The 25018-nt window shown below is 39.8% G+C and carries 29 protein-coding genes; 9 read left to right on the forward strand and 20 right to left on the reverse strand.

The genetic code is table 11. The features are described 5' to 3' along the window. Positions 1-47: 47 nt before the first annotated feature. Positions 48-890, reverse strand: a complete 843-nt coding sequence (gene ku / locus SB775_RS06395; RefSeq protein WP_410860919.1) for a non-homologous end joining protein Ku — start codon at positions 888-890, stop codon at positions 48-50. Between the two features lie 149 nt (positions 891-1039). Between ku and ligD the strand changes: the two genes are divergently transcribed. After that, on the forward strand, positions 1040-2884 hold the full coding sequence (ligD, locus tag SB775_RS06400; protein ID WP_410860921.1) for a DNA ligase D: 1845 nt from the start codon (positions 1040-1042) through the stop codon (positions 2882-2884). Positions 2885-2900: 16 nt separating this feature from the next. Here ligD and dapF read toward each other — a convergent pair whose 3' ends face one another. The 5 genes from dapF to SB775_RS06425 all read right to left on the reverse strand — a co-directional run bounded on the left by dapF (position 2901) and on the right by SB775_RS06425 (position 7529). After that, positions 2901-3887, reverse strand: a complete 987-nt coding sequence (gene dapF, locus SB775_RS06405) for a diaminopimelate epimerase (RefSeq protein ID WP_061463558.1) — start codon at positions 3885-3887, stop codon at positions 2901-2903. A gap of 183 nt (positions 3888-4070) precedes the next feature. Beyond that, entirely contained in the window at positions 4071-5372 is a 1302-nt protein-coding gene (locus SB775_RS06410) for an NCS2 family permease (RefSeq protein WP_089364012.1), read from the reverse strand. 156 nt (positions 5373-5528) lie between these two features. Next, positions 5529-6101, reverse strand: a complete 573-nt coding sequence (locus SB775_RS06415) for a beta-class carbonic anhydrase (protein WP_061463560.1) — start codon at positions 6099-6101, stop codon at positions 5529-5531. An 88-nt stretch (positions 6102-6189) separates the two neighbouring features. Further along, positions 6190-6984 (reverse strand): hypothetical protein, encoded by a 795-nt coding sequence (locus SB775_RS06420; RefSeq protein ID WP_410860924.1) that lies wholly within the window; start codon positions 6982-6984, stop codon positions 6190-6192. Between the two features lie 224 nt (positions 6985-7208). Then, the gene (locus tag SB775_RS06425; protein ID WP_061463562.1) at positions 7209-7529 is read right to left on the reverse strand and encodes a DUF4870 domain-containing protein; all 321 of its coding nucleotides are present in this window, start codon (positions 7527-7529) and stop codon (positions 7209-7211) included. Positions 7530-7754: 225 nt separating this feature from the next. On the opposite strand from SB775_RS06425, the gene SB775_RS06430 reads away from it, so the two are divergent. The 4 genes from SB775_RS06430 (at position 7755) to SB775_RS06445 (ending at position 10698) form a co-directional block, all read left to right on the forward strand. After that, on the forward strand, positions 7755-8534 hold the full coding sequence (locus SB775_RS06430; RefSeq protein WP_410860972.1) for an undecaprenyl-diphosphate phosphatase: 780 nt from the start codon (positions 7755-7757) through the stop codon (positions 8532-8534). 352 nt (positions 8535-8886) lie between these two features. After that, positions 8887-9441: a GNAT family N-acetyltransferase gene (locus SB775_RS06435; protein ID WP_061463563.1), complete on the forward strand. Its 555-nt coding sequence runs from the start codon at positions 8887-8889 to the stop codon at positions 9439-9441. Positions 9442-9647: 206 nt separating this feature from the next. Beyond that, positions 9648-10040 (forward strand): CidA/LrgA family protein, encoded by a 393-nt coding sequence (locus SB775_RS06440; RefSeq protein WP_410860926.1) that lies wholly within the window; start codon positions 9648-9650, stop codon positions 10038-10040. Beyond that, positions 10015-10698, forward strand: coding sequence for an LrgB family protein (locus SB775_RS06445; RefSeq protein ID WP_081108829.1), 684 nt, complete (start codon positions 10015-10017; stop codon positions 10696-10698). Before SB775_RS06440 ends, SB775_RS06445 begins: the two co-directional genes overlap by 26 nt. A 33-nt stretch (positions 10699-10731) precedes the next feature. On the opposite strand, the gene SB775_RS06450 is transcribed toward SB775_RS06445, so the two are convergent. Together SB775_RS06450 and SB775_RS06455 are read right to left on the reverse strand one after the other, a co-directional pair. Beyond that, entirely contained in the window at positions 10732-10881 is a 150-nt protein-coding gene (locus SB775_RS06450) for a DUF2639 domain-containing protein (protein WP_089364016.1), read from the reverse strand. Positions 10882-10933: 52 nt separating this feature from the next. Beyond that, a complete protein-coding gene (locus tag SB775_RS06455; protein ID WP_410860928.1) occupies positions 10934-12013 on the reverse strand; it encodes an undecaprenyldiphospho-muramoylpentapeptide beta-N-acetylglucosaminyltransferase in 1080 nt (359 codons plus the stop codon). A 202-nt stretch (positions 12014-12215) separates the two neighbouring features. Here SB775_RS06455 and SB775_RS06460 point away from each other — a divergent pair, with 202 nt between their 5' ends. Together SB775_RS06460 and SB775_RS06465 are read left to right on the forward strand one after the other, a co-directional pair. Further along, positions 12216-13328 carry a mechanosensitive ion channel family protein gene (locus SB775_RS06460; RefSeq protein WP_286141001.1) on the forward strand — a complete coding sequence of 371 codons (1113 nt, stop codon included), beginning with the start codon at positions 12216-12218 and terminating at the stop codon, positions 13326-13328. Positions 13329-13456: 128 nt separating this feature from the next. After that, on the forward strand, positions 13457-14812 hold the full coding sequence (locus SB775_RS06465; protein WP_410860929.1) for an MATE family efflux transporter: 1356 nt from the start codon (positions 13457-13459) through the stop codon (positions 14810-14812). A gap of 49 nt (positions 14813-14861) precedes the next feature. Here the strand turns inward: SB775_RS06465 and SB775_RS06470 are convergent, their stop codons facing one another. Next, positions 14862-15635: an SDR family oxidoreductase gene (locus SB775_RS06470; RefSeq protein ID WP_410860930.1), complete on the reverse strand. Its 774-nt coding sequence runs from the start codon at positions 15633-15635 to the stop codon at positions 14862-14864. Between the two features lie 159 nt (positions 15636-15794). On the opposite strand from SB775_RS06470, the gene SB775_RS06475 reads away from it, so the two are divergent. After that, positions 15795-16262, forward strand: a complete 468-nt coding sequence (locus SB775_RS06475) for an Hsp20/alpha crystallin family protein (RefSeq protein ID WP_410860932.1) — start codon at positions 15795-15797, stop codon at positions 16260-16262. A 163-nt stretch (positions 16263-16425) separates the two neighbouring features. Here SB775_RS06475 and SB775_RS06480 read toward each other — a convergent pair whose 3' ends face one another. The 6 genes from SB775_RS06480 to SB775_RS06505 all read right to left on the reverse strand — a co-directional run bounded on the left by SB775_RS06480 (position 16426) and on the right by SB775_RS06505 (position 21502). Further along, positions 16426-17145: a CAP domain-containing protein gene (locus SB775_RS06480; RefSeq protein ID WP_410860933.1), complete on the reverse strand. Its 720-nt coding sequence runs from the start codon at positions 17143-17145 to the stop codon at positions 16426-16428. Positions 17146-17593: 448 nt separating this feature from the next. Continuing rightward, positions 17594-18031, reverse strand: coding sequence for a FixH family protein (locus tag SB775_RS06485; RefSeq protein WP_410860934.1), 438 nt, complete (start codon positions 18029-18031; stop codon positions 17594-17596). A gap of 19 nt (positions 18032-18050) precedes the next feature. Continuing rightward, positions 18051-19466 carry a sensor histidine kinase gene (locus SB775_RS06490; RefSeq protein WP_410860935.1) on the reverse strand — a complete coding sequence of 472 codons (1416 nt, stop codon included), beginning with the start codon at positions 19464-19466 and terminating at the stop codon, positions 18051-18053. Then, on the reverse strand, positions 19463-20149 hold the full coding sequence (locus SB775_RS06495) for a response regulator transcription factor (RefSeq protein WP_061463571.1): 687 nt from the start codon (positions 20147-20149) through the stop codon (positions 19463-19465). Before SB775_RS06495 ends, SB775_RS06490 begins: the two co-directional genes overlap by 4 nt. 5 nt (positions 20150-20154) lie before the next feature. Then, positions 20155-21117, reverse strand: coding sequence for a YncE family protein (locus tag SB775_RS06500; protein ID WP_410860936.1), 963 nt, complete (start codon positions 21115-21117; stop codon positions 20155-20157). A gap of 118 nt (positions 21118-21235) precedes the next feature. Continuing rightward, positions 21236-21502 (reverse strand): hypothetical protein, encoded by a 267-nt coding sequence (locus SB775_RS06505; protein ID WP_089364061.1) that lies wholly within the window; start codon positions 21500-21502, stop codon positions 21236-21238. 110 nt (positions 21503-21612) lie between these two features. Here SB775_RS06505 and SB775_RS06510 point away from each other — a divergent pair, with 110 nt between their 5' ends. Then, complete coding sequence (locus SB775_RS06510) at positions 21613-21855, forward strand: hypothetical protein (protein ID WP_061463574.1); 243 nt, start codon at positions 21613-21615, stop codon at positions 21853-21855. Between the two features lie 68 nt (positions 21856-21923). Here SB775_RS06510 and SB775_RS06515 read toward each other — a convergent pair whose 3' ends face one another. The 5 genes from SB775_RS06515 to SB775_RS06535 form a co-directional block, all read right to left on the reverse strand. Further along, entirely contained in the window at positions 21924-22058 is a 135-nt protein-coding gene (locus SB775_RS06515; RefSeq protein WP_284470457.1) for a hypothetical protein, read from the reverse strand. Between the two features lie 62 nt (positions 22059-22120). Next, positions 22121-23047 carry a CobW family GTP-binding protein gene (locus tag SB775_RS06520; RefSeq protein WP_410860938.1) on the reverse strand — a complete coding sequence of 309 codons (927 nt, stop codon included), beginning with the start codon at positions 23045-23047 and terminating at the stop codon, positions 22121-22123. 124 nt (positions 23048-23171) lie between these two features. After that, entirely contained in the window at positions 23172-23705 is a 534-nt protein-coding gene (locus tag SB775_RS06525; protein WP_410860940.1) for a cupin domain-containing protein, read from the reverse strand. A 22-nt stretch (positions 23706-23727) separates the two neighbouring features. Beyond that, positions 23728-24357 carry a methylthioribulose 1-phosphate dehydratase gene (locus SB775_RS06530; RefSeq protein WP_410860941.1) on the reverse strand — a complete coding sequence of 210 codons (630 nt, stop codon included), beginning with the start codon at positions 24355-24357 and terminating at the stop codon, positions 23728-23730. Further along, on the reverse strand, positions 24354-25013 hold the full coding sequence (locus SB775_RS06535) for a 2-hydroxy-3-keto-5-methylthiopentenyl-1-phosphate phosphatase (protein ID WP_410860942.1): 660 nt from the start codon (positions 25011-25013) through the stop codon (positions 24354-24356). The genes SB775_RS06530 and SB775_RS06535 overlap by 4 nt, the downstream gene beginning before the upstream one ends. Positions 25014-25018: the final 5 nt, after the last annotated feature.

A 25018-nucleotide genomic window follows, 5' to 3' on the forward strand; every position in this document is an offset into this window, starting at 1 on the left:
AGCAAAAAGCCGAGCGACATAATGCGTCTTCCGCTCAGCTTCCTGTTTTATGCTTGTTTCTTTTTTTTCGGTGCCGCTTTCTTTCGGGTCGTCTTTTTCTTTTCCGGTTCATCATGTTTCGTTCGGTCAATGGATGCCTGTAAAGCCTCCATTAAATCTGTTACATTGTTGGAAACTGGCTCTTTTGTTTTGGCTGTAATCGTCGTTTGTCCCGTTTTCTTCGATTCAATCAATTCAAGTAATGCGGTTCGATAATCATCGGTGTATTTTGCCGGATCGAAAGTAGTCGTTAATTGATCTATCAATAACACGGCAGTATCTATTTCCTTTTTTACAATGGTATCATTAGCAGGGATATTCGGTACATCCGCTGTTGAACGAACTTCATCCGGATAATGGATCGTTTCCATCACCAAGGTATTATCAACGACTCGAATTACCGCCATTTGTTCTTTTGAGCGTATGATGATTTTCGCTAACCCTACCTTATCCGATTCCTTGAGGGCCTGTCTCAGAAGGGAATAAGCTTTTATCCCTCCATCATTAGGCGACATGTAATAACTCCGGTTAAAATATATGGGATCTATTTCTGCTATTTTAACGAAATCCACAATTTCCACGGCTTTTTCTTCGTTTTGTTTTTTCAGTTGCTCTAGTTCATTGTCTTCCAAGACAACAAATTTTCCCTTTGTATACTCAAAAGCGCGGACTATATCATCCTTACCCACTTCTTTCTGGCATACCGGACAAACTTTTTCGTATTTAATCGGTGAATGACATTCCTTATGCAACGTCCTTAAAGAAATATCCTTATCCTCCGTTGCAGCATGAAGTTTAATCGGAATGTTCACCAAACCGAATGATATGCTCCCCTTCCACATCGTATGCATATTCGTCACCTCATAACTTATTTTTAAAGAGAAGAACAATTTTATTATTCCCCTTTGTTCAAAAAAAACCGAAAAAACAATTGCCAACTCTAACACTTCGTTTTTTTGGCAAAATAATGTTAATCAATTATTTGCGGAGGTAAAACTAAATGAAACCAATGCTGCCAACCTATTACCCTGAAGCCCCCACCTCCAAAGATTGGCGTTATGAGGTCAAATATGACGGCTTTAGGGCAATTTTAACGATAGACTCCGATACGATAAGCATCTCGAGTCGAAACGAGAAGGAATTATCACCACAATTCCCAGAAATCATTGCGTACATCAAAAATTTGGACCTGGAAGATTATCTCCCGCTACAGTTAGATGGAGAGTTGGTTTGGCTTACCAATCAAGCAAAGGCCGACTTTTTCCAAATCCAGTGGCGAGGGCGCCTTGGGAAACAATCCTTAATTTCAGAAAAAGCTCATTTTTCGCCATGCCGGTTTATTGCGTTTGACCTGATTCGCATCAGCGGAAAGGACATAGCTGCTAAACCTATGGAAGAACGAAGAGGATTGATGCTGAATATGGGTGAAGCACTTGGTTTTCCTATGCCGCCTGACCCCAACGATAAGGCTTTGATCCAATTAATTGAGAGTTTTGACGTTTTGGATAATGCCTTGAATAAGGTCATCCTATTAGATGGCGAAGGGGTTGTCGCTAAGGAAGTTCGGGGTACTTGGCAAGAAGGAAAACGTACTACATCTTGGATCAAAGTGAAAAATTGGAAGACCGTTTCTTGTTTCATTACAGCATTGCACAAAGAAAATGGTTACGTTTCCCTCGCAGTTTTAAAAGAAGGTGCCGCAACGAAAATCGGAAGTGTTAAAAATGGACTGAGTGCTCAAGATAAAGGGATATTGCATGAACTGATCAAGCAAAATGCATCAGATGAGGATGCACAATTTTTTTATATCCATCCATCCATTTGCATCGAAGTTCAATTCCTACACGTATATGAGGAAAATGAATTGCGTGAACCTCAGTTTTCGCAATGGCTTTTACAAACGGCTCCCGAAGAATGCACCTGGGAGAAATTCGTGATAGGCCAGTACACGTTTCCAGATACTGTACAAATAACCTCCAAGGATAAACCGCTTTGGATAACTGGTAGAAAAAAGGTGGTAAAAGTTGAATACCTCCATTATTTAAGAGAGGTTTCATCCTTCTTCTTACCTTTCTTAAAGGATAAACTGCTTACGACAATCCGTTATCCTCATGGCACTATGGATAAAGAAAGATTTTTCCAGAAAAACAAACCTGATTATGCGCCGGACTTTATTAAAACGTTCATGGATGTGGATATCGAGTATATGCTGTGTAACGATATTGAAACGCTTCTTTGGTTTGGTAATCAACTTGCATTGGAATTCCACGCCCCATTTCAGAAAGCGGGTAAAACAAGGCCCGACGAAATCGTCCTGGACTTAGACCCTCCTTCCATCGAATTTTTCTCATTGGCGATAAAGGCCGCACAGGAAATTAAAAAAGTGATGGAATCATTAAGGATAAAGGCTTTTGTAAAAACGTCAGGTAACAAAGGACTGCAAATTCACATCCCTCTGCCTGATGACAGATTTACTTATCAGGAGACACGCATATTCACCGACTTTCTCGGCGACTACCTAACCAGTTCCAACCCAAATGATTTTACGACGGAAAGAATGAAAATAAATCGGCATAATCGACTTTACTTGGACTTTGTACAGCATAGTGAAGGAAAAACCATAATTGTTCCTTATTCCCCACGCGGAAATTCTTTCGCGGGTGTGGCCACACCTTTGTTTTGGAAGGAAGTGGACGAAAGTCTCCAGTTGAAGGACTATACGATTGAAACCGTACCAAACAGATTAAAAAGGGAAGGGTGTCCATTTATGGATTACAGACTTGTCGATAATGGCCCAGCCTTTTTGGAAGTATTGTCATTCCTAAAACAAAAAAAGACCAACTAATTGTTGGTCTTTAAATTTATAATGTCGTTTTCAAATAACTTTGAACTTCATCCTGCAGCTTGGAATATAAGCTTGTTTCCGATTCAAAAACCTGTTTTTCAAGCATTTTGAATTTTTCGGGCTGATCTAAGTTTATTTCAATCAATACCTTGAATTCATATGTTGCATTCCCGATTAAATCTATTGAATACTTTTGGCTTTCTTCATCATGATGGACGACGCATTTAACTTTTCCACCGTTATTATAGACAGATATTTCACTTTCCAATGAGTTAATTCCAACAGAGCATGTTACTAGGCTTGAAGCTGACATCGCCGTTCCACATGCATTAGTGAAGCCTACTCCCCGTTCAAATGTCCGCACATAAATGCTCCCTGGTTCAAGCTCTTTCACAAAGCTGACATTGACACCATCAGGAAAAAGCGCATTCGGTTGATTGACCTTTGTCGAAAGGTCTGCCTGCAAATCACTTTGCAAAACGTCACTATCGACGAGCGTGATTAAATGTGGATTAGGAACCGCCAATGCCGAAAATAAAAGGGTATCATGAAGTTCCGGCATTGGTTCGTTTAGCAATTGTTCTTTTGCTAATACAAGAGGAAGATCCTTTACATTAAAACTTACCGGGGAAATTTCCACCTTGAAAGTCGGGATGCCCTCATAAATATCTTCCGTTTTCTCCACGAGTAGATTTGCCTTCATCGTTTCCACAATCATTTTATCGAGCCCTAGAACGTCGTTCGCATAACGCGCAACACAGCGAAGTCCATTGCCACACATCGAAGCTTCCGATCCATCCGCATTAAAAACACGCATCCGGCAATCGGCCTGTTCACTTTCCATTACAAACAAAATACCGTCCGCTCCAAGCTTTTCCCTATTGCATAGGGCCTTCGCGAAATTTTTTCGCTCTTCTTCAGTAAACGTCAAGGCCGTAGTCAATTCATCAATTATTAAGAAATCATTACCTGATCCATGGCTTTTTAAACCTTCAATAATCATCCTGTCACATCCTCTAATATGCTGCTAGTCATTTATCATTTTTTAATATTCTATATCATAGCATTTTCAGAATGGATGTGTCATCGAGTAATTCACAATAAATCCATTTTTTTCGTCAAAAATATACAATAAGAAGAGCGGTTGGAATAAGAGAGAACTCATTCCAACCGCTCTTCCATAATATTAACCGAGCATACTGATGATGAAATAGACGATAAACATTCCAGCACTCACATACATCGGGGCTGACACTTCTTTCGCCTTTCCGGTAACAAGCTTCAAGAACGGGTACAGAATGAAACCGAATGCCATTCCATCCGCGATACTGTATGTGAATGGAATGATCGTGATGATCATGATTGCAGGTATACTCTCGGTTAAATCGCTGAAATCCAGCTTTTTAATGTTTCCGAGCATCAAAATGCCAATAATAATTAAAATGGGGGCAATGGCGCTATCAGGGATCACTTTAATCACTGGTATAAACAGCAATGATAGAATGAATAGCAAACCCGTCACCACTGAAGTAAAACCGGTTCTGCCTCCAGATGCGATTCCTGCTGCGGTTTCAACTGTTGCAACGGTAGGGCTCGATCCGAATATACCTGAAAATAAAACGGAAACACTTGTCGCCTGCAGCGACTTTTTATAGGCGTCCTGGCGGTTGATACTGTCTACATGCCCGTGTACAAGACCAATATTTTCAAAAACAAGAACCATCGTCATCGCAAATACACTTATCCAGAATTCAATTCGGTCCGCTTCCATGAACGATAATGAAAAGAAGAGATCGCCGTAGGAAGCTGTGTCTATGCCTGAAAAATGGATTTCCGATAGTTGAACCGTCCCGAAACAATAGGCAATAAGGCTACCTGCCAGGATGGTAATCATGAAGTTACCGGGGACATTCTTGATGAATAGCGTGATTGCCAGTAAAAAGGTTAACACCGTTGCACACACTGCTGGATCGCTTAAATCTCCCAATGCGACGATAGATGATGAACCTCCCGTGATTATCCCGCCCTTCTCGAGACCGATTAGCATCAAGAATAAGCCAAGACCAACAGATATGGCTTCTTTTATCGAACTTGGAATTGACTCACTGATTAACTTAGAGTATTTTGTAAAAGCAATGACTACAAAAATAACCCCTGAGATAAACACAGCACCAAGCGCCGATTGCCAAGATAGACCCATCCCTTGAACCATGGTATAAGCAAAAAGGGCATTTACGCCCATTCCTGGAACGAGGAGGATTGGGACATTCGCCCAAATTCCTATCATGACACAGCTTAAAGCAGATAAAAGAATCGTGGCAATCACTGCACCATTAACTGGTATGCCCGCTTCCGATAAAATCAGGGAATTCACGATGAGTATATAGACTATCGTAAAATAGCCGACGACTCCAGCAAGGATTTCACGTTTTCCATTCGTTCCATAGTCTGAAAAGTGGAAAAACGTTTCCAAGTTTAATTTCTTCATGTTGTATCCTTATAAAATTTATCCCTCGCCCACCCGTTTGTATTAGTGACAAACTACACTTCGCGATTTTATCAAAAAAAAGGATAAAAATAAATAGTATTGCTTAAAATTCGAAAAAAACTGCCGGAAATAATCCCGACAGCTTCGATAAATATATTATTTTTGTTCTTCCGCATACCCATCGACTATCAATTCCAGCTTCCCTGTATCGGGTGAAATGATAAGACCATGTACAGGAATATTTTTAGGTATTAAAGGATGTCCTTTAATCACTTCCACACTTTTCTTAACACTTTCATAAACATCATCAAATCCGCGAAGCCAACTGCGAATATCTATTCCTGCAGCTCCAAGGGTATCGATGGTGCTCTGTGGAATATCACGTTCAACCATTTTCCCTACTACAGAATCTGCATCTACTGATGCCATTCCACAGTCATGGTGAGGTATGACGAATACTTCATCTGCCTTTAGCTCATAAATGGCAATCAGGATACTTCGCATGACACTTCCAAATGGATGGGAGACGATTGCCCCGGCAGTCTTCAGGATTTTGACATCGCCATTTTTGATATTCAAGGATTTTGGCAATAGTTCAACGAGCCGAGTATCCATACAGCTTATGATGACCATACGTTTCTCAGGGAACTTATCCGTTCTATACTTAACATAATCACCTTTTTCTACAAACTGTTCATTAAAATTAAGAATCTCATTAAGTAAACTCATATTTACCACCTTTTATTATGTAATCAATCTATGTATCCTTCTATAATTATATCAAATATTAAAAGGATTTGCTAAAGGATAACACTAGTCAATTTGAACGATGATTTAGAGTGGCTGCACAAAACCCAAAGACGATGATTTTAGGGATTTCATCAACATTGGATGAAAAAGAAAGTATGGGGGTATTTGTCTTGAATCGTCTCCCCCATTCCATAGGCATCCAACCTTCTTGGTATGAAACGATCTTTTCCCCATCTTTTGTGACTATCTCAAAAGAATTCACACTCCCCGGCGTTTGAATGGGCATCCATTCTGTACCGTCTTCCTTATATATCATTCCATTGATCTTCACGAATGAACGATTTTCTTGATACGATCCAATAAGGCCGCCTTGATCATCCATGATCGTCATTTTATTGAAAAGCCCTCTTTTGATATGGTACTTGGCTAACAAGCGCCCCTCATTGTCCACCAGTTCATATCGCTTGGCCAGGAGCATCGACAAGAAATTGGGAATCATCCACATGAACCACTTCATATTCAAATCACGTATCTCGCCCATTAGAGACCCATCAGGTGCAAAGAGAAGCAGCCGCAATGTCGGTGCTGGCATAAAAGTCAATAAAACATGTTCATTTTTTAATAACCCGGCATTCGTCCCGACGAATTCATCAGGCAATTCCTTAATTCTATTCTCATATATCCTGTGACTGATAAATTGGACAATACTAAATAAAATAAAAGGAAACGTTATCAATAATATATTGCCAGGTATCAACGAAAAAATATGGCAAATGAAAAATACAACGGCCAAAACAAGAGATATCCAAGAGGCATTGAAATTTGAATTGCTCGTTTTTTGATAATATTCACGTATATTCATATTCTGCTCTTTTCCTCACCCCTTACAAGAAAGTTTGCCGCCTTAAGCGAACATTAATTAGCAGTACTACAAGCCGCCCGTCTTTCACTTCCTAAAGTGCAATGAAGTTGTTATCATATTACTTTATTCGCTTTAATATGATCTATTCCCTTTTTAATGAAGGTCAATTCCCAACATGGTTCATATAAAAAAGGACTCCGAATACGGAATCCTTTTACATCATTCTATAAAATCCTAAAAATTAAGGGGAACCTGTAATCCGTTCCTTCATAAGCCCTTACAGCAGCAATGATGGTGAATACGACTAAAGCTATCCCGATAACCGGCAATAGCAAGAATCCAATCAATACTATAGTAAGTATCCCTGCAACTATTGAATATACAGTGTAGGAAATGAAAAAATTCAGGTATTCCCTTCCATGATAATCCACAAATTGTGACGAGTCCTTTTTCAATAACCAAATCACTAAAGGACCGATAAATGCTGTAAAAAAGCTGATTACATAAATAAGGGCAGCAAACACTTTCTCATCTTTAGTAGGCATAGTGTCTTCTCCTCCTCTCTCATATTAATAATTACGAATCAGTTGAAAAATAGTTTCATTTTCCTTTCATTATATTCGAAAAAAGTAAAAATGGACTGCCTTTTCTTCATGAAACCCCATTGGCAATACATTTAACGAAAAATCCGAACATGTTCATCCGTCTTGTGCATACAGATTAAATAATGGATTGTCCCATACCTTCTAGAATGGAGTGATGTTTTTTTGCTGAACGATTTTCAAGCCTTCATCCTTGGAATCATTCAAGGCTTGACTGAGTTTTTACCTATTTCAAGTACTGGACATTTATATTTAGGACGGCATATATTCCATCTTGACGAGGCCGGCATTTTTCTTGATACCATGCTCCATATCGGTACATTGCTGGCATTATTGGTCGTCTACAAGAATGACATTATTTCAGTTTTGAAAAACCCTTTCTCCAAAATGACTCTGCTTCTCATTGCAGGGACGATCCCTGCAGTGATTGCCGGCATTTTACTTGGGGATTGGTTTGATGGCCTTTCAAAAACAGGGGTGACCATTGGCTGGGAATTTTTAGTGACCGGGCTGATTTTATGGGTAGCGGACGGTGTAAAAAAAGGTGGCAAGTCAATTAATGAAATTTCCATTAAGGATGCCCTGATCATCGGTACTTTCCAAGCTGCTGCCATCATGCCTGCTCTTTCGCGTTCAGGCCTAACGATAGCCGCAGGGCTCTTCTGCAGGCTTGATAGGGCCACGGCAGCTTATTTTTCCTTCTTGCTTTCAATTCCAGCCATTACGGGGGGCATTGTATTTCAGATGAAACCAATAATTACAGGAGAAGTTCAACGGCTTCCAGTCACTTCGCTTTTCGTTGGTACCCTAGCCGCAGCAATCTTTGGTTATATTGCTGTAGTATGGATGATCGATTTCTTAAAAAAGCGTTCACTCAAAATATTCTCCATTTATGTATGGGCCCTCGGGGCGATCATTTTATTCATGCAATTCACAGGGAAGTTTTAAAGGAAGCATCAAGTTACCCTTGAAAAATCGGGCGAAGAAATCAGTTTTTCATGAAAAAAAGCAAGCGTTTGCCTTCAAATTTCACCCTTCATAAAAAAGTTGAAATTTGACGAAAAAAAAAGGCAAAAAACCTATTCCCAAACCGATTTTTTTTTAGTATTATACCTTCGTAAGGGTCTTTTGATTTGTATAATTTCTGACAATAAAAATAGGGAAGGCAAATGGTGCGCCACCGGTTTCCGGTTCTAGTGGGTTCGATTCCCACCCCGAAATTTTTTGATGAACGACTTAAAAAATTTCGAGGGTGGGCAGCGACTACGCATAAGAACTGCCCTCAAACGGAGGGACGGAAATGTTAAAAAAGAGAGATTTCACAGATTGTTTTTCTCTTTATGAACAAATGACGCATCCAGATGTCTTCCCTTTCGTGCGCCATAAAGTAGATTCATATGAAGAATATGTTTTCATTACTAAGCAAACGATCGAGGCAGAAGATTCTGGGGAACTCATTTCACGAACAATCTTGGATGAATGGGAAAATCCCATCGGTTGTATTTCTTTATACGATATTGAAGATGGTGCAGGTTTCTTAGGCACATGGCTTGGCAAGCCTTTTCACGGGAAAGGGTATAATGCCATTGCAAAGGACGCTTTCTTTAAAGAGCTTTTTTTCGAGCTCGGTTTGGAAACGGTATTCATGCGTATTCGCAAAAAAAATATTCGCTCGATTAAAGCCGCGGAAAAGCTTCCATATGCTGTTAATGCCAACGAAACAAGAAAGTCCCTTTATGATCAGATCAATCATGAAGGAGATATCTTCGATTTGTATGAAATCCCGAAAGATTTATACACCTTTCATATCCTTAGACAGCATGATGATGACGAACAGCAGTTACTTGAAGCATAAAACGAAAAGCATTTTAAGATGGCTTTGTTTATCTTTTCATATAATGGTCAGGAGCTTCCAATATTGGAAAGCTCTTTTTTCCATTTTCACAGGATGTTTAGGAAAGATTACTACAATTCCCTATTCATTTCAGGGATATTTTTTTATAATGAATACAATTGACCCATTCAAAAATATATTCAAAGAGTCATTGAAAGGACCTAATCATGAAAAAAACATTTGCTTTTATCGTGCAGCTTATCATGCTGCTCATCATTTGCAAGCTCGGCTATTATTTAGCCACTTTACTTCATTTACCTATTCCAGGGAACGTCATCGGCATGATTCTGTTATTCAGTTTATTACAGATGAAGGTTATAAAAGTTGAGTGGATCGATCTTACTTCAGGATTTTTGGTAAAGCACCTAGCCTTTTTCTTCATTCCAATTTCAATCAGTTTAATGACCATGGGATGGCTTTTCATTGAATTTGGTTTGCCATTGGCACTTACATTGGGAGTCAGCCTGATATTGGGATTCATCGTTTCGGCTTGGGCTGTTCAAAAGTTATCCAATAGAGGAGAGGTTAAGCGGCATGACAGCGCTCATCACAACATATAGCATCTTGATAACCATCCTTTCCTATTACATAGGAAGGAAAATATATGCTAAACATCCATCACCTTTTACTACGCCCGTATTTTTCAGTACGGTTACAATCATTCTCGTACTGCTGATCAGCGGTTTGAACTTCGAAGATTATTCACCGGGAAAAGACATCATCACCTATTTCTTGGGGCCAGCTACCGTTGCTTTGGCCGTACCACTTTATAAAAACAGGAAGATAATCGTTAAATATGCAATGCCGGCAATCAGCGGCATGATTTTTGGTCTTATGGTCACATTGATCATTGCCTTAGCCATTGCTAAAGCATTTTCACTTCCGCAGTTCATACTCCAAGGATTGGCGGTTAAATCAATTACAGTGCCAATCGCAGTAGAAATCACGGAACTTTATGGTGGTAATTCTAATATTTCAGCAGCCTTCGTCATTTTGACTGGGGTGCTGGGTACGATGATCGCTCCAAAAATGATGGATAAATTAAACATTACGATGCCCTTTGCGCGTGGTATCGCATATGGTACGATCGCTCATGGCCTTGGAACGGCTCAAGCCGCTCAGGAAAGTGAGTTTACCGGGGCAGTCGCAGGTGCGGCAATGGCTATTGCAGGTATCCTCATTTCCTGTTTCTTTCCGTTTATAAGTCATTTCCTATAAAAGAACCGCAACGTCAATGACGTTGCGGTTCTTTTATGATTTATCCTTTTGCAGGTCGTCATATAAACGTCTTAGAATATATGATTTATACAGCTCCAGCTTTTTTTTCTCGATTGGATGATAGTTAATCCCTGCGGCTTTTAATTGCTGAATGAACCATCCTTTAGAATATTCATAAGCCATTCTACCCCCTCCTCTGTTCGAAAAAGATATGCTTCAATGAGGGGATTGATACTTATTTTTTTGCGGTCATTACTTCAAGTAATAATTCATACATTTCCGCTGCCGTTTTGAATGGGCGTTTTTGTCGCATTTTCTCCTGATAACCTTCCGATTGATTCACTAAATCCGCTAATGTAGCATGAAAGATCCCCTCATTTAGATCCTCTTCTTGAATGACTTTACAAAATCCCTGTTTTTCAAAGCTTGAAGCATTTAAGATTTGATCTCCACGGGATGCATTGGCACTTAGAGGGATAAGCAACATAGGCTTTTGTAAACCTAGGAATTCAAATATTGAATTTGAACCTGCCCTTGATACGACGACATCAGCAGCAGCCAATAGATCGAATAATTCTTCATGTACGAATTCAAAGGGAGCATATCCCCTTTGTTTCAATTCGTTTTTCACATTTCCCTTACCACAAATGTGAATAATTTGGTATTCCTTTAGTAGGGCATCAAGGTTATCTGTAATCAAGTTATTGATTTTTACAGCTCCTAGGCTGCCGCCCATAACGAGTAAAACCGGTTTGTTATTCGTGAATCCACAAAATGCCTTTCCAGCGGAAGGATTTCCCTTAAAAATCCCATCGCGCAATACAGCTCCTAGATACATGGCCTTCTCCTTCGGAAGACCTTTTTCCGTTTCCTGGAAGGTAGTGAAAATCTTCGATGCAAGTGGCATGGCAATTTTATTGGCCAGTCCAGGTGTATAATCCGATTCATGGATTGCAATCGGAATTCTCAGCATTCTGCCTGCCAAAACGACCGGAACGGATACGAATCCACCTTTAGAGAAAATGAAATCCGGCTTGGTCTTTTTTAGGATTTTTCGTGCATCAAAAATCCCTTTTATGACCCGGAAAGGGTCTTTCATATTTTCAACAGAAAGATAACGTCGGAATTTCCCTACTGAAATCGTTTCATAACGGACCTCGGGAAATTCCTTTTCGATGATATTTTTTTCAATGCCTTTTTTTGAACCAATATAAGTAACATCCCAATCATGCTCTAAAAATTCCGGGATGATTGCTGCATTAACAGATACATGACCGGCAGAACCGCCTCCGGTAAATACTATTTTCTTAGTCAATATTTCCACCTTCCAAACTTAAAAAATCACTTTGCATCCATATTACCATATATCCATGCCATTAATAACTTGAAAAAGCAGTAAGTGAACCTTAAATTACCATGATGAATGTAATTATCGATTATTTTTTCCTTTTTTAACATGAATATATTATAATCTTAGTATTCTACAATACTACAAGATACATTGGAGGAGTAATACATTGCAAGAAGTTTCTGAATCTCTCCATCAATTTGATGGAATCGAAGCCTGGACCCAATTAGGAATTTCCATAGGTATTTTTCTAATCTTCCTTTTGCTTCGGAAAGTATTTACTAAATATATATTCAAATTCTTTCTTCGAATGGCAGAAAAACGTAAAGTTGAATTTGCGGCCAACTTAATGCTCGCTATCGAACAGCCGGTAAGATTGCTTATCGTTTTGATTGGTGTTATTATTTCGATGCACTATTTCCCGCTTGACTCGCCTTCGACTGAATTAAGATTGAAAATATACAGATCATTTTTTGTCTTCTTATTCTTTTGGACGATTTTCAATATCAGTTCGATTTTAACTATTTTATTTCCGAAATTAGTAAGTAAATTTGGACTTGAAGTCGATCTAATCGTCATGCCGTTCTTTACGAAAATCATAAAGTTAATCATCATTGCTTTTGGTGCCTCCATTATTGCGGAGGAATGGGGTTTTAATGTCGATGGATTTGTTGCAGGGCTTGGTTTGGGTGGATTGGCTTTCGCTCTTGCTGCTAAAGATACCGTCAGCAATTTTTTCGGGGGTATCGTCATCGTCACCGAAAAACCTTTTACAATAGGGGATTGGATCAAAACTCCAAGTGTGGAGGGAACCATTGAAGACATCACATTCCGAAGCACCAAAGTTCGGACTTTCGCCCAAGCTTTAGTTACGGTTCCAAATGCGACCCTTTCGAATGAACCGATTATTAACTGGTCAAAGATGGGTAAAAGACAGATTGCCTTCCATTTGGATGTGAATGTTACAACGCCAAAAGAAAAATTGGAAAATGTCATTAGAGGCATAGAAAAAATGCTGATTGATCATTCAGAAGTACATCCGGAAACGATTCTTGTTAAGTTTGATGAGTTTAGTCATTCCGGCTTCAACCTTTACCTCTATTTCTTCACGAATGCGACTGACTTTGGAGGATATTTATCAATTAAAGAAGATGTGAACTTTAAAATAATGGAGATATTGGAGCAGGAAGATGTGCAAATTGCCATCCCTTCCCAGGCTTTCATTCTTCAAAAAGATTCAAATATAGAAGCCATGAATGATTTTGAATCCATGCGCGACTGACAAAAAGACTTGCCCTAAAACGGCAAGTCTTTTTCAACTTCAAATAAAAGCTTAAAACATCACGCGCTTCTGTGATATAATTCTTCCATTGTGTTGAAAATTTCAAATATTTATATTGAGGTACTTTGATGAACCAGACTTATACTAAATCGCAAAAGATCCGTATGTTATTTTATATATTGATACCTATCCTGATAACTCAAATCGGCCTATATGCCATGACTTTTTTTGATGTAATGATGTCAGGGCAATACAGTACGCAGGACGTTGCCGGCGTCTCGATCGGCAGTTCCCTTTGGACACCTGTGTACACGGGGCTAAGTGGGATATTGATTGCCTTAACGCCGGTGGTTTCACAGCTCGTTGGTTCCAGGCAGTCCAAATCCGTTTCCTATTCTGTGATGCAGGCCCTGTATTTAGCTGTCGCTTTAGCCTTGGTCATTTTAATCATTGGGGCGTTTTCATTGAATCCCATATTGACTGCCATGGATCTTGAAAGTAATGTCCACCGGGTGGCGCATGATTATTTGATCGCCCTTTCTATCGGGATCATTCCTTTATTCGTTTATAATGCGTTGAGGTCATTCATAGATGCACTCGGGCAGACGAGGATCTCCATGATCATTACCTTGTGTGCACTCCCGATTAACGTCATATTTAATTACCTGTTAATATACGGGAAGTTTGGATTCCCGGAACTTGGAGGAGTCGGTTCCGGATACGCTACTGCCATTACTTATTGGTTAATTGCACTGGTTGCCATCATTGTAGTGGTGAAAATCAACCCATTTTCGACATATAAGGTTTTCAATGAATTTTTCCGGGTTTCCTGGAAAGAATGGCGTGCCCTATTATTGATTGGGGTGCCTATCGGTCTGGCCATCTTTTTTGAAACCAGCATTTTTTCGGCCGTTACCCTTTTGATGAGTAAGTATGATACCGTGACAATTGCTTCGCATCAGATTGCCATGAATTTTGCGTCATTGCTTTATATGATACCGCTAAGTATATCCATGGCATTGACGATCGTCATTGGATTCGAAATTGGGGCATCCCGTTATAAAGATGCCAAAGAGTACAGCTGGATTGGCATCTCGATGGCATTGACGATGTCGCTCGTTTTGTCGACCATCCTATTCCTCTTCCGCGAACCTGTCGCATCTGTTTACACTAAAGATCATGAGGTAATGATGCTGACATCACATTTTTTAATCTATGCCATCTTCTTTCAGATATCAGATGCCCTGCAGGCACCTATACAGGGTATATTGCGTGGATATAAAGATGTAAATGTCACGTTTGCGATGTCCCTTGTCTCATATTGGATTCTTGGGCTTCCCATTGGCTATTTCTTTGCACAGTATACGGATATGGGAGCCTTTGGGTATTGGATCGGCTTAATTTCCGGCTTGGCCCTCGGAGCGATAGGGTTGGCTGCTCGTTTAAGGTTCATACAGCAAGTAAAGTATAAAAAAATGGCATAAAAAAGAGTGGGGCTGGATTACACCGGCCCCACCTTTTTACCCTAAACCACTAGGGTTTATATAATTTCCCAAGAACATCCTTAGCTCCTGTTACCGGTATGACGCTACCGGTAATGAAATCTGATTTTTCATCACATAGGAACGTGATGACCCTCGCTATATCCTCCCCTGTACCTGGTCTTCCGACTGGAACCGTATCATCCTTTTCTCCTCTTGCGACCCTAATTTCCTCTTCTTTCCAATCACCTATGATATCTCCAGGACAGACCATATTCACGGTGATCCCATTTTTAGCTTCTTCGGCAGCCAAAGTTCTAGTTAAGGAGGTCAACCCGCTCTTTGCAGCGGCAAAAGCAGAACGATATATCCAGCCTGGTGCAGTTTCACACCTCTCAAACCCTAAAGTGATGACTCTGCCCCATCTTCTACTGCGCATTTGCGGAATAAGCTCCTTGGCAAAATAGAAAAAACCATTTAAATTTCCATCCATGATGTACTTCCATTCATCACTGCCATATTCAGTCATGGGCTTGCGATCATGCATATAAGGCCCTGCGTTATGAATGAAGATGTCAACATGGCCAAAAGCCTCCAAGACCAACTGCAAAATATTTCGGCAATCTTTCTCACTCGACGAGTCACCTTGAATCGCAAGTGCCTTTACATTGTACTTTTCCTGCAATTCACTCACTAATGCTAAGGCTGCCTTGTTACTTTTTCGATAAGTAATGATAATGGACATACCATTATCCGCAAGTGAAATTGCCATCCTTTTGCCGATTCCCGTTGCTCCACCAGTAATAAAAGCTACTTTTTCATCCACAGGATTACCCTCTTTATCTAATGGATTTTACTTAATTATACATAAGTTTGACCCATTTTCTATAATTTAGTAATTATAAAAACGAACCTATAGGCTTTAGCCTGCATAAAATATAAGAAATAAACCTGTCAGCCAATAAGCAGGAGAGAGGAATTCAATATGTTTCCCTGGAATTCACTTTTTTCTTTAAAAAATAACATGAACCAAAAGGACTTCATGAAAAATATGCAGCAAAGTGATGTACAATCGTTCATTGAAAAGGTATTTTCACAGGTCATCCCTGACAATATGCAAGGTATGATGAACCATAGTGAAGGCGGGGCACAAAAAGAACATGCCAAATCTGAACATCCTTTACATGCAGATGTTTTTGAAACCCATTTAAATGTCTTTGTAAGAATTCCCATAGAAGATGAATCTTGGCTAAAGAAAATGAAACTTTACCATACCTCTAACCAATCCATCATCGAGGGGATTCCAGAGGAGTCAGATCGGCATGTCATAACACTTCCCGCTCTTGTTAAGAAAAAAGGGGCATCCGCCCAATATAAAGAATCAACATTGGAAATACGCCTTCAAAAAAGTTTCAATACCCAGTATTCAGAAATCGATGTATCCGAGATTTGATTTGGCTTCGGGACCACACTAAATTTATGGTGCGGTTCCTTCTTTCTCTTGTTGTCAACAACCACCAGTCCATACAATTAGATTTCGGCATATTACAAAAACCAATCAATGGCACAAAAAAAGCACACCCCATGTTAATGGGATGCACTCTTCTATTAATCTATTATTTTCCGATGAATTGTTGAGTCCAGTAGTTACCAGATGCTACGTAACCTACTCCAATATGAGTAAAGCTAGGATTCATGATGTTTTCACGGTGTCCTTCGCTATTCATCCAAGCTTGTACCACTTCTTCAGGTGTTTGTTGACCTTGTGCGATGTTTTCGCCAGCTGATGTATAGCTGATTCCGAATTGTTTCATCATATCGAATGGTGAGCCGTAAGTTGGGCTATTGTGATCAAAGTAATTTTTATCTTTCATGTCTTGAGACTTGATACGGGCAACTTTGCTCAACTTAGTGTCGATTTTAAGTGCTGCCAAACCTTGTTTTTCACGTTCTGCATTCGTTAATTTAACAACTTCTTGTTCATAAGCACTTAATTCAGAGCTTGTCTCTGCTTTTTTATCAGTAGATTTATCAGGTGTTACTTCTGGTGCTTCAGGTTTTGCTTCAGGTTTTGCTTCAGGTTTTGCTTGGTTCGTTGTTCCAACTTCTTGAACCGGTGTTTGAACTGGTGTTTGTTGAGCCTGCGCTGCAGGTAATGTGAAATTGTATTTAGTTAAGTATTGGTCAAGGACATTTTGCATATCCTCTTTATTCATAGTTTGATAAGTTACTTGTTTTACAGTATCACAGTTGGCTGCTTCTGCTTGGTTAACTCCTACTCCTGTGAATATAATAGCTGCAGCTGCTGCTGCTGACATAAACATTTTCTTTTTCATTCGTATTTCCTCCTGTGATGTTCATTTTGTGTTGTGTTTTGCTTCTGGAATTATCATATCATGCATTTTTCGTAATATATGAACCATCAATTTCCATCAAATTCACAGGAGGCGAATGAGAGAATATTATTATTCAAGTTTCAGAGAAGTCTTGCAAAAATGCTTTAACTATCTATGTTTCTGTAAGTAGTATAAATACCCATATTTTTCTAGCTATTCCTTGTCAATGGTAGTTACATAGAACCATTTCCATGGAATACTAATAACTTTTCGTTGACATATCGTTTCCAAGCTACTTATTATGACTTTCATTACTTTTATGTTACATTTTTTTCGTTTTAAATTCGACATTAGACTTCATCATTCACCCCTATCCCCCCATGAGGATTTTACAAATAAAAAACAATCCGGATTCCACCGAATTGTTTTGGTTTGGATTTTGCATTCATCATTTCATTTCATCATCATTCATCTCGTCCATATCCTTTTTTCCACCATTTTGTTCCGGAGGGCTTGGTTTGCCTATGACGAATTTCTCCTTTGGCATGTTGTGCATATCCCTTGCTGTTACGTGGGCATATACATAATAGGTTCCTTCTTCTTCAAAAGTCTTTTCCAATTCATAAATGCCGTTTTCTTTATGTTTTGCAGGAATCTTTTCATGGTCTTTGCTATTTGCAAGCCAAATTTCAAAGCTGACATCATCCGCATCTGTCACTTCTTCATCCCCATAGGTCACTTTTGCCTGAAACTTCACAGGCTCATCCACTTTGGCATGAATTGGATTGACAGCTAAATCGACATTCAACATTTTCGGAATTTCCTCTTCCTTGCCGCATCCAGCCAATAAAATTAACGCCATGCAAAATAACATGATTCTTTTCATTTTTGAACGTATCCCCTTTTTATGAATTCAATTCTTCTCCTATTATAGGTAGCACTACCCTGACTTTTGTTCCTATTTTTTCTTTACTTTCTATTTCGATATTGCCATTTTGCAATTCCACCAATTTTTTGACGATGGACAGCCCAAGCCCTGACCCGCCATCAAAACGGCTGCGTGCTTTGTTCACCCGGTAAAAGCGATTCATTACATATGGTAGATCCGCTTCAGGAATCCCATTACCCGTGTCAGTAACCACCAGTTCGCAATTTTCTTTATACTGAATCAAGGTAATATTGATTGATCCTCCAGGCTCCGTATACTGAATGGCATTATCAAAAATGTTATGTAAGATTTGTTCCATCCTGCCTTCATCCCCAATAATAATCGGGTCCGGATCCAGATCGATTTTCAAGTCCAATTGCTTTTCTTTTATTATAGGTTCATAAATCACTAGAACATCTTCAATAAATTGAGCAAAGGCAATCGGGGTTTTAAATAACATGAATGGATCACTATCCATTTTTGATAAATCCATCAAATCTCCTACAAGCCGCTGCAGCCTAAGAGCTTCCCTTGAAATGAGTTGAAGGTATTTACGCTCCTCTTCATCATTTTTCACTACACCATCCAAAATGGCCTGCGTGTATCCCCTTACGTAACTAAGCGGGGTTCTAAGCTCATGTGCAACATTTTCAAGAAACTCTTTTTTTCTTTCTTCTTCCAAATGGATGGAGTTAGCCATATCATTAAAGGCTTTTGCCAGTTTACCTATTTCATCATGACTCCTTACCTGAACCTGTATGTCATAATTGCCCTCTGAGACTCGATGGGCAGCAGTCTCGATGTCCTTGATTGGACTGATTAGCTTTTTCAGCCATTTCGTAGTAAAAAAAATCGCGACAATCAAGAATAAAAGAACCGCTGCCATCCACTTTGCAGCAAATTCCTTAAGCAAGACCGTAATAGAATCCACTGGAATATACGTATAGATGATGCCTTCGAGGCGATTTCCGTCAATCAGGGGTATGATGGCCGCTACGATGTTCTTTTCAAACCTTTTCTCGTACCCCTCTTTTTCAACGGCTTTCCCGTCTAAAAGCATTTGCCGTTCTTCTTCAGAAATGAGGGTGTCATAATTGATTTCAAAAGGGAGACAGGCACTCAATTCCCTGGGATTGCTGACGACAAAGACCTCGCTGTCATTCTTACTGTTAAACCATTCAACTTTTTGCTTGAAGTCTTCACTGATTTCACCGCCGGTATAATCCTCACTAAGCAATGACGCTTCATTGACTAAATCTGTTTTAAGCTTCTCCACATAAAGATTTTTATAATAATATTGGGAAAGGGAGTAAGCGAACAGCACGGACAGGATGATGGCCGTGATGATGGTAAGCCATAATTTAAAAGAGAGGGACCTCCATTTATTAATCATTTCTTTTCCTCTATCTTATACCCGATTCCCCAGACGGTTTGAATGTAATCGGCCGCGCTTAATTTCATTCGTAACGTTTTGATATGGGTATCCACGGTACGTAAAGACCCCCCATACTCCCCGCTCCATACATTTTCAAGCAGTTGTTCACGGCTAAGTGCCTGACTTTTATGACGCATGAGGAATAAGAGCAACTCGAATTCTTTCAAGGTTAAATTGATAGGGGTCCCTTCCACCAAAACCGTTCTGGATTGTAAGTTTAAGCTAATTTTACCGAATCGCACTTGGTTTAGATCCTCTTCTTTCAATGATAGTTTGCCTGTCCTTCGCAATACCGCTTCGACCCTAGCGACCAATTCTCCTGGATTGAACGGTTTGACGATATAATCGTCCCCGCCGAGCTTCAGCCCTTTCACCATATCCCACTCTTCACCTTTCGCACTGACAAATATTACAGGGATCTCCCAATTATCACGAATCTTTTCACATACCGAGAAACCATCCATACCTGGCATCATGATATCCAGTAGGATTAAATCCACTTCATGTGTTTCAACCATACTAATGGCTTCTTTTCCATTCGCAGCTTGAAGGCATCGATAACCTGAGTTCAGCAAATACATTTCAACTAGATTCCGCATATCCTCTTCATCATCCACGACTAAAATGGTGTAAACATGCATGTCAACTACTCCCTCAACATCAATTGGAATGGACCTTCGCCGACTTTGATCGTTTTTTTAACATCGACTGTTCCAGCATCCACTACATACACTTCATCACTATCATATCCAGCTACGACCACATCTTCGTTAAAGTTCGCCATTTCAAAAGGGTTGACGCCGACCACCTTGCTTTTCACTTCCTCATATTGATCATTCAATTTATATAAGGAGCTTGTGCCATGACTAAGGACAAAAATGCCTTCAGCATTCTCCAGGAACTTTATCGGCATGGTGGGAGCCTTCAACTTTTTCTTCAACTCTCCCGTTTTTGCCGAATAAATATATAGATCTTCTTCCACTTGATCTCCATGACCGTGTCCTCCGATCCATATTTCATCCTTTTCTTCCCTCAGCAATGAGCCAGTGCTGGAACTATGTATGGGAAATTCGAATTCAACCTTTTTCGTTTCAAGATTTATCACTGAACATTTGGTATCTCCAAAATTAATTACATACAAGCGATTCGCTTGCACACCCTGAAGAACGGTCAAAGGGCTTTTACCGACACTGACTACATCCTGTTCCTCACCTTCATCATTTAAAAAATAAATGGAGTGATTCGATTGATTGACTGCCACGATGCTTTTTCCATCATGTAATAACTGCATATTGACGATCCCTTTCCCAATTTCCCAACTGTTTATCAGTTTTCCTTCTGATAAAGAGTAAACTTGGACTTTCTCCATATCCTTTCCATAAAGCAGGATAGTATCTTTGTCTGCCAGGAGCAGGGCTCCGGTAAATGGTTCTGAAATATCCCATTTGGCAAATGGATGATAGTTTTCATCTATGAAAGTCAGGGAGGTATCCTTGATATTGACTGTCGCCAAGAAAGATTTACTTTTATTTATTTTTGTAAATGTATTACTGCCATTACACCCAGTAAGCAGTAAGATGGCAAGAAAAAGCCCAATGCCCCACTTCATATTTTAAGCTCCTTATTCATTAAATATCTATTTTTTTAAAATTTTAACAATGATTTGTGAAAAAAGTATGAAGCGGAAAAGAATATTCTCTAAACTAGCATCCGTATCACAACCGGAATCATAACCTTTCCAATTCAGTGACATAGGATATGACGATCGCGTTTTTCATTTCTTCTGAAAGCGCAGAACCCATCACGCGTTTAATACAGAGGTAAAACTTTTCCAGTACTGGTTTCCGGGCACGGGGGTGTGCATTTTCATCTAAAAGCTCGCGGCGAATGAGTTCCGATAATACTTCCCTTCCACCTCCATCCGGCACCTTACGATTATTCCATAAACTTAAATAAGCCTCCAGTACTGCTTCTTGCCTGACATTATCTTTCATATTATCCCTTCCATCCATCACTAATTTATACATATTTTTAATCAAGTTTGTAAAGACTACCTTAATATTACGATTACGCAATAAAAAATTCAAAAAAAGGAGTGAGTAAATTGTCTCAAGTATACCGCTGTCCGAATTGCCGGACAAATAAATCTCGCTTCAATCTCATTAAGCAAGTATCAACCCCCATTAAAAAGGATCCGCAATCCGGTGAAATCGTTGAACAATATTCGAACGATTCGCTTCAGCCTTTCCATCTAGCATATAATGGTCCAGAAATTCGGGTGCAATGTGCTGCTTGCGGATTAATTGAAGACGAAAAGACATTTGCCGCCTTTGGATTGCAACAATGAAAATGGTCAGACCCATTTATGGTCTGACCATTTTTTCAATCTTTTCCCACCGACATTTTTGCTGCGGTCTATGGCAATTGGAATGACTTTTCCATCCCCATATCCATCATCCAATAATGCATTCTCGATTTCAATGGCCTTTTCCCTAAATCTTCATCTAGATTTTTCATCGAATTCGGATAATCATTCTTATTCCATGGCAATATTACCGCCTCCTTGATAAGAAAGTCTCCTTTTATGTTTCTTTTTAATGGGCGGCAGACGTTTATTGGGCCGCTTTCGCTTCCAAAGCCTTCAACTGGCCGATGATAATTTTCCTATCCAACTTTTCACCGATAATGACGATATTCAATGGCATTTTCATCATTTCATTCATATACATCGGCATTCCGTATGAGTATTGGAATAAATGGGGGAGCTGTGAATGTGTAAAGGAAATGTATCCTTTCATTCGATAGACCGTTTCCGGAAGGCCCCTAAGCCAATCTTCAAAGTCAGTTTGTGTCACGGCACCCTCAAATGTGTGGACCACTGCAGTTAAATGCAAATGGTCGTGTACATCAAGCTTTTGATGGCCATTTTGCCGTTTTCTTTGCATCTGCTGCAACGATATCAAGGAAATGGCCGCATACTCCGTCAATAAACAAACAGCATCGGTGTTAAGCGCCTGTATCGAATATATCAGCTGTGCTGCCTCCATCTCACTTACAAGGTCCACTTTATTCAATAATATGAAATCCGCATGGTGGATTTGCTCAGCAAGCAACTGCCGAAGCTGTGGAGACAGTTCTTCCCGATCGCGCCACCGTAGTAAATCGACGACCGTTATAATCCCTTTATAATCCAGTCTTTTGGCGAAAAGCGGCGACATGATGCCATCCAATACTTCAACTGGATGGGCTGCGCCCGTCGTTTCAATATAAACGGCGTCCAGGTTGTTTTCAGTTAGCAATTCATGAAGCTGAACCTCCAGCTTATCCTGAATGGTGCAGCAAATGCAGCCGTCAAACAACTCCTTCAATGGCACTTCATCACCAATCAGGCCGCTGTCCACCGATACACTGCCGAGCTCATTTAAAAGGACGGCCACTTTCCTATTTGCTTCACTTTCCTGTTTTAATATATTTCGTAGAAGCGTCGTTTTCCCGCTGCCGAGAAATCCTCCTAATATGTAAACTTCGGTTGTTTTCATTTGTATCTGCTCCCATGATCCTGTAAAATTCAATTCCGTTAAATTTTATCATACTTATCTTTTAAAAGCACTTGCCCGAACCACATAAAAAAACCAGCCCGTAAGCTGGTTTTTCGACAATGATTCATGCTTGAACTTCGTCTTTTTCGTAAATCGGCACCCATCCTGCCGCTGTAACGAAAATACGGACAGCTACAGTTTTTCTATCTTCTGCCAGCGTGAAATAATGCCGTGTGGATTCTGGTACACTAATAAGATCTCCTGGATTAAGCCGTACATCAAACCACCGCTTATCGCTGCCCTCAATGGCAAAAATACTGGTTCCGCCTGCTATGAAACGCACTTCATCATCTTCATGGTGGTGTTCCTGCTTAAAGTTTTCAAGCATTTGATCCAAGTTTGGATTTGCATCGGATAATGTGATGATATCTTGAGCTTTATAGCCTCTTCTTTCGGAAATTTCCGCTATCTCAGATTTGAAAGTTAAAAGGATTTCCTCTTTGTCAGCATCTGTCAGATCGTATTTTTCCACAAGATGGGCCGGTAATTTCGAAATGTCCCATTGTTCATAAATAACCCCTTGTGTTTCTAAAAAGCCTTTTACCCGTTCACCGTTTTCAATAACCTCGTTTGTTTCATGGAACCTAATCATCGCCATCATTCATCCTCCTCTAGGATTTTTATCTTAAAGAACCTGCAAACGCCTTTTGTTGATTAAGCAACAGTTGATATTGAAATAAAAATTCGCAAGCTTCAAGTATTCTTTTTGCTTCGAGTCCGCTTATACCCCAAACCGTAATTCCATGATTGCGGATCAGCACGGCGCCAGAGTCTTCTACGACATGTTGCTTGAACTTATCGGATAACTGTTGAATGTCAGCGTGATTATATATGATTGGAATCCGAAGCTCTGAATCTTCATCCCACCGTCCGGTCGCTTTTATGATTTCATGATTATGAAAAGAAACTTGACCTTCATCTCCGTACAATTCGGATATCACATTATTTTCAACTGTATGGACATGGAGTACACAGTTCGCATTGGTTTTCCCGTAAATAACGGTATGAAGCAAAGTTTCGGCCGATGGCCTTAGCTCCGTTTCTTCAACTGGTTTTCCTTTTAAATCCACCAATAAAAAGTCCGAATCCGATTGCTTCCTTTTATCCTTACCGCTTGCCGAAATATAAAAGAAAGGACTTTTGGGCTCGCGGATGGACAAGTTCCCGCTTGTTCCCATAAACCAATCCCTTTGGGCCAGTTCAGCTTTAATATCGGCTAGCTCCAGCCATTCTTCAGTATGTGTGTTCACGCCTTTACCTCCTCCCGCCGCTTTAAAATAGCAATTACATCATAAAACGTCTCAAAACCTTGATGAGGAATCCCTTCTCTATCACAATTCTCAAGCAGCATGTCACGGGCTATGACAAAATCGGCCTGTTTTGCCGCTTCAAAATCCGTTACTGAATCTCCAATAACGAGTTTAAAATCACCCGCACTCGCAATTCCCCTCATAATGGATGGCTTGCAGCAACCGCAATCATTATTACATTGCTCATCACAAGCATGTGGCCACTCAATATAAATCTTTTCCTTATCAAAAAATGCATTGTTGCAATAAACGGAATCTGCTGGCAAGATATCATTTAAAAGAGGGGCAATGAAAAAATCCATGCCTCCACTTACAATATATAAAGGGATGTTGGCTTTTTTCGTATACTCAACGAATTCATTAAATCCTGGACGAATGCCGGCCGTCTCGCTTACATATTGAATGATGTCATCCTTCAAGCCACTATCAAGCAAGGAAAACATATCACCGACCCCTGAAGATATACTGATTTTTTGCTGAAGGACATCGTCTTTCAACTTTTCCCACTCCGGAGGCGCAAATTTTTTCATGATAGAAATGATATTATCTGTGTTGGTGATCGTTCCATCGAAATCGCAAAAGATGATCGGTTTCATTATTT

The sequence above is a fragment of the Peribacillus sp. SIMBA_075 genome (assembly GCF_046534585.1).

What these genes read in the sequence shown, in the direction of transcription:
- ku (WP_410860919.1), bottom strand. Translation starts at nt 890, where the DNA reads ATGCATACGATGTGGAAGGGGAGCATATCATTCGGTTTGGTGAACATT.
- ligD (WP_410860921.1), top strand. Translation starts at nt 1,040, where the DNA reads ATGAAACCAATGCTGCCAACCTATTACCCTGAAGCCCCCACCTCCAAA.
- dapF (WP_061463558.1), bottom strand. Translation starts at nt 3,887, where the DNA reads ATGATTATTGAAGGTTTAAAAAGCCATGGATCAGGTAATGATTTCTTA.
- SB775_RS06410 (WP_089364012.1), bottom strand. Translation starts at nt 5,372, where the DNA reads ATGAAGAAATTAAACTTGGAAACGTTTTTCCACTTTTCAGACTATGGA.
- SB775_RS06415 (WP_061463560.1), bottom strand. Translation starts at nt 6,101, where the DNA reads ATGAGTTTACTTAATGAGATTCTTAATTTTAATGAACAGTTTGTAGAA.
- SB775_RS06420 (WP_410860924.1), bottom strand. Translation starts at nt 6,984, where the DNA reads ATGAATATACGTGAATATTATCAAAAAACGAGCAATTCAAATTTCAAT.
- SB775_RS06425 (WP_061463562.1), bottom strand. Translation starts at nt 7,529, where the DNA reads ATGCCTACTAAAGATGAGAAAGTGTTTGCTGCCCTTATTTATGTAATC.
- SB775_RS06435 (WP_061463563.1), top strand. Translation starts at nt 8,887, where the DNA reads ATGTTAAAAAAGAGAGATTTCACAGATTGTTTTTCTCTTTATGAACAA.
- SB775_RS06440 (WP_410860926.1), top strand. Translation starts at nt 9,648, where the DNA reads ATGAAAAAAACATTTGCTTTTATCGTGCAGCTTATCATGCTGCTCATC.
- SB775_RS06445 (WP_081108829.1), top strand. Translation starts at nt 10,015, where the DNA reads ATGACAGCGCTCATCACAACATATAGCATCTTGATAACCATCCTTTCC.
- SB775_RS06450 (WP_089364016.1), bottom strand. Translation starts at nt 10,881, where the DNA reads ATGGCTTATGAATATTCTAAAGGATGGTTCATTCAGCAATTAAAAGCC.
- SB775_RS06465 (WP_410860929.1), top strand. Translation starts at nt 13,457, where the DNA reads ATGAACCAGACTTATACTAAATCGCAAAAGATCCGTATGTTATTTTAT.
- SB775_RS06475 (WP_410860932.1), top strand. Translation starts at nt 15,795, where the DNA reads ATGTTTCCCTGGAATTCACTTTTTTCTTTAAAAAATAACATGAACCAA.
- SB775_RS06480 (WP_410860933.1), bottom strand. Translation starts at nt 17,145, where the DNA reads ATGAAAAAGAAAATGTTTATGTCAGCAGCAGCAGCTGCAGCTATTATA.
- SB775_RS06485 (WP_410860934.1), bottom strand. Translation starts at nt 18,031, where the DNA reads ATGAAAAGAATCATGTTATTTTGCATGGCGTTAATTTTATTGGCTGGA.
- SB775_RS06490 (WP_410860935.1), bottom strand. Translation starts at nt 19,466, where the DNA reads ATGATTAATAAATGGAGGTCCCTCTCTTTTAAATTATGGCTTACCATC.
- SB775_RS06495 (WP_061463571.1), bottom strand. Translation starts at nt 20,149, where the DNA reads ATGCATGTTTACACCATTTTAGTCGTGGATGATGAAGAGGATATGCGG.
- SB775_RS06500 (WP_410860936.1), bottom strand. Translation starts at nt 21,117, where the DNA reads ATGAAGTGGGGCATTGGGCTTTTTCTTGCCATCTTACTGCTTACTGGG.
- SB775_RS06505 (WP_089364061.1), bottom strand. Translation starts at nt 21,502, where the DNA reads ATGAAAGATAATGTCAGGCAAGAAGCAGTACTGGAGGCTTATTTAAGT.
- SB775_RS06520 (WP_410860938.1), bottom strand. Translation starts at nt 23,047, where the DNA reads ATGAAAACAACCGAAGTTTACATATTAGGAGGATTTCTCGGCAGCGGG.
- SB775_RS06525 (WP_410860940.1), bottom strand. Translation starts at nt 23,705, where the DNA reads ATGGCGATGATTAGGTTCCATGAAACAAACGAGGTTATTGAAAACGGT.
- SB775_RS06535 (WP_410860942.1), bottom strand. Translation starts at nt 25,013, where the DNA reads ATGAAACCGATCATCTTTTGCGATTTCGATGGAACGATCACCAACACA.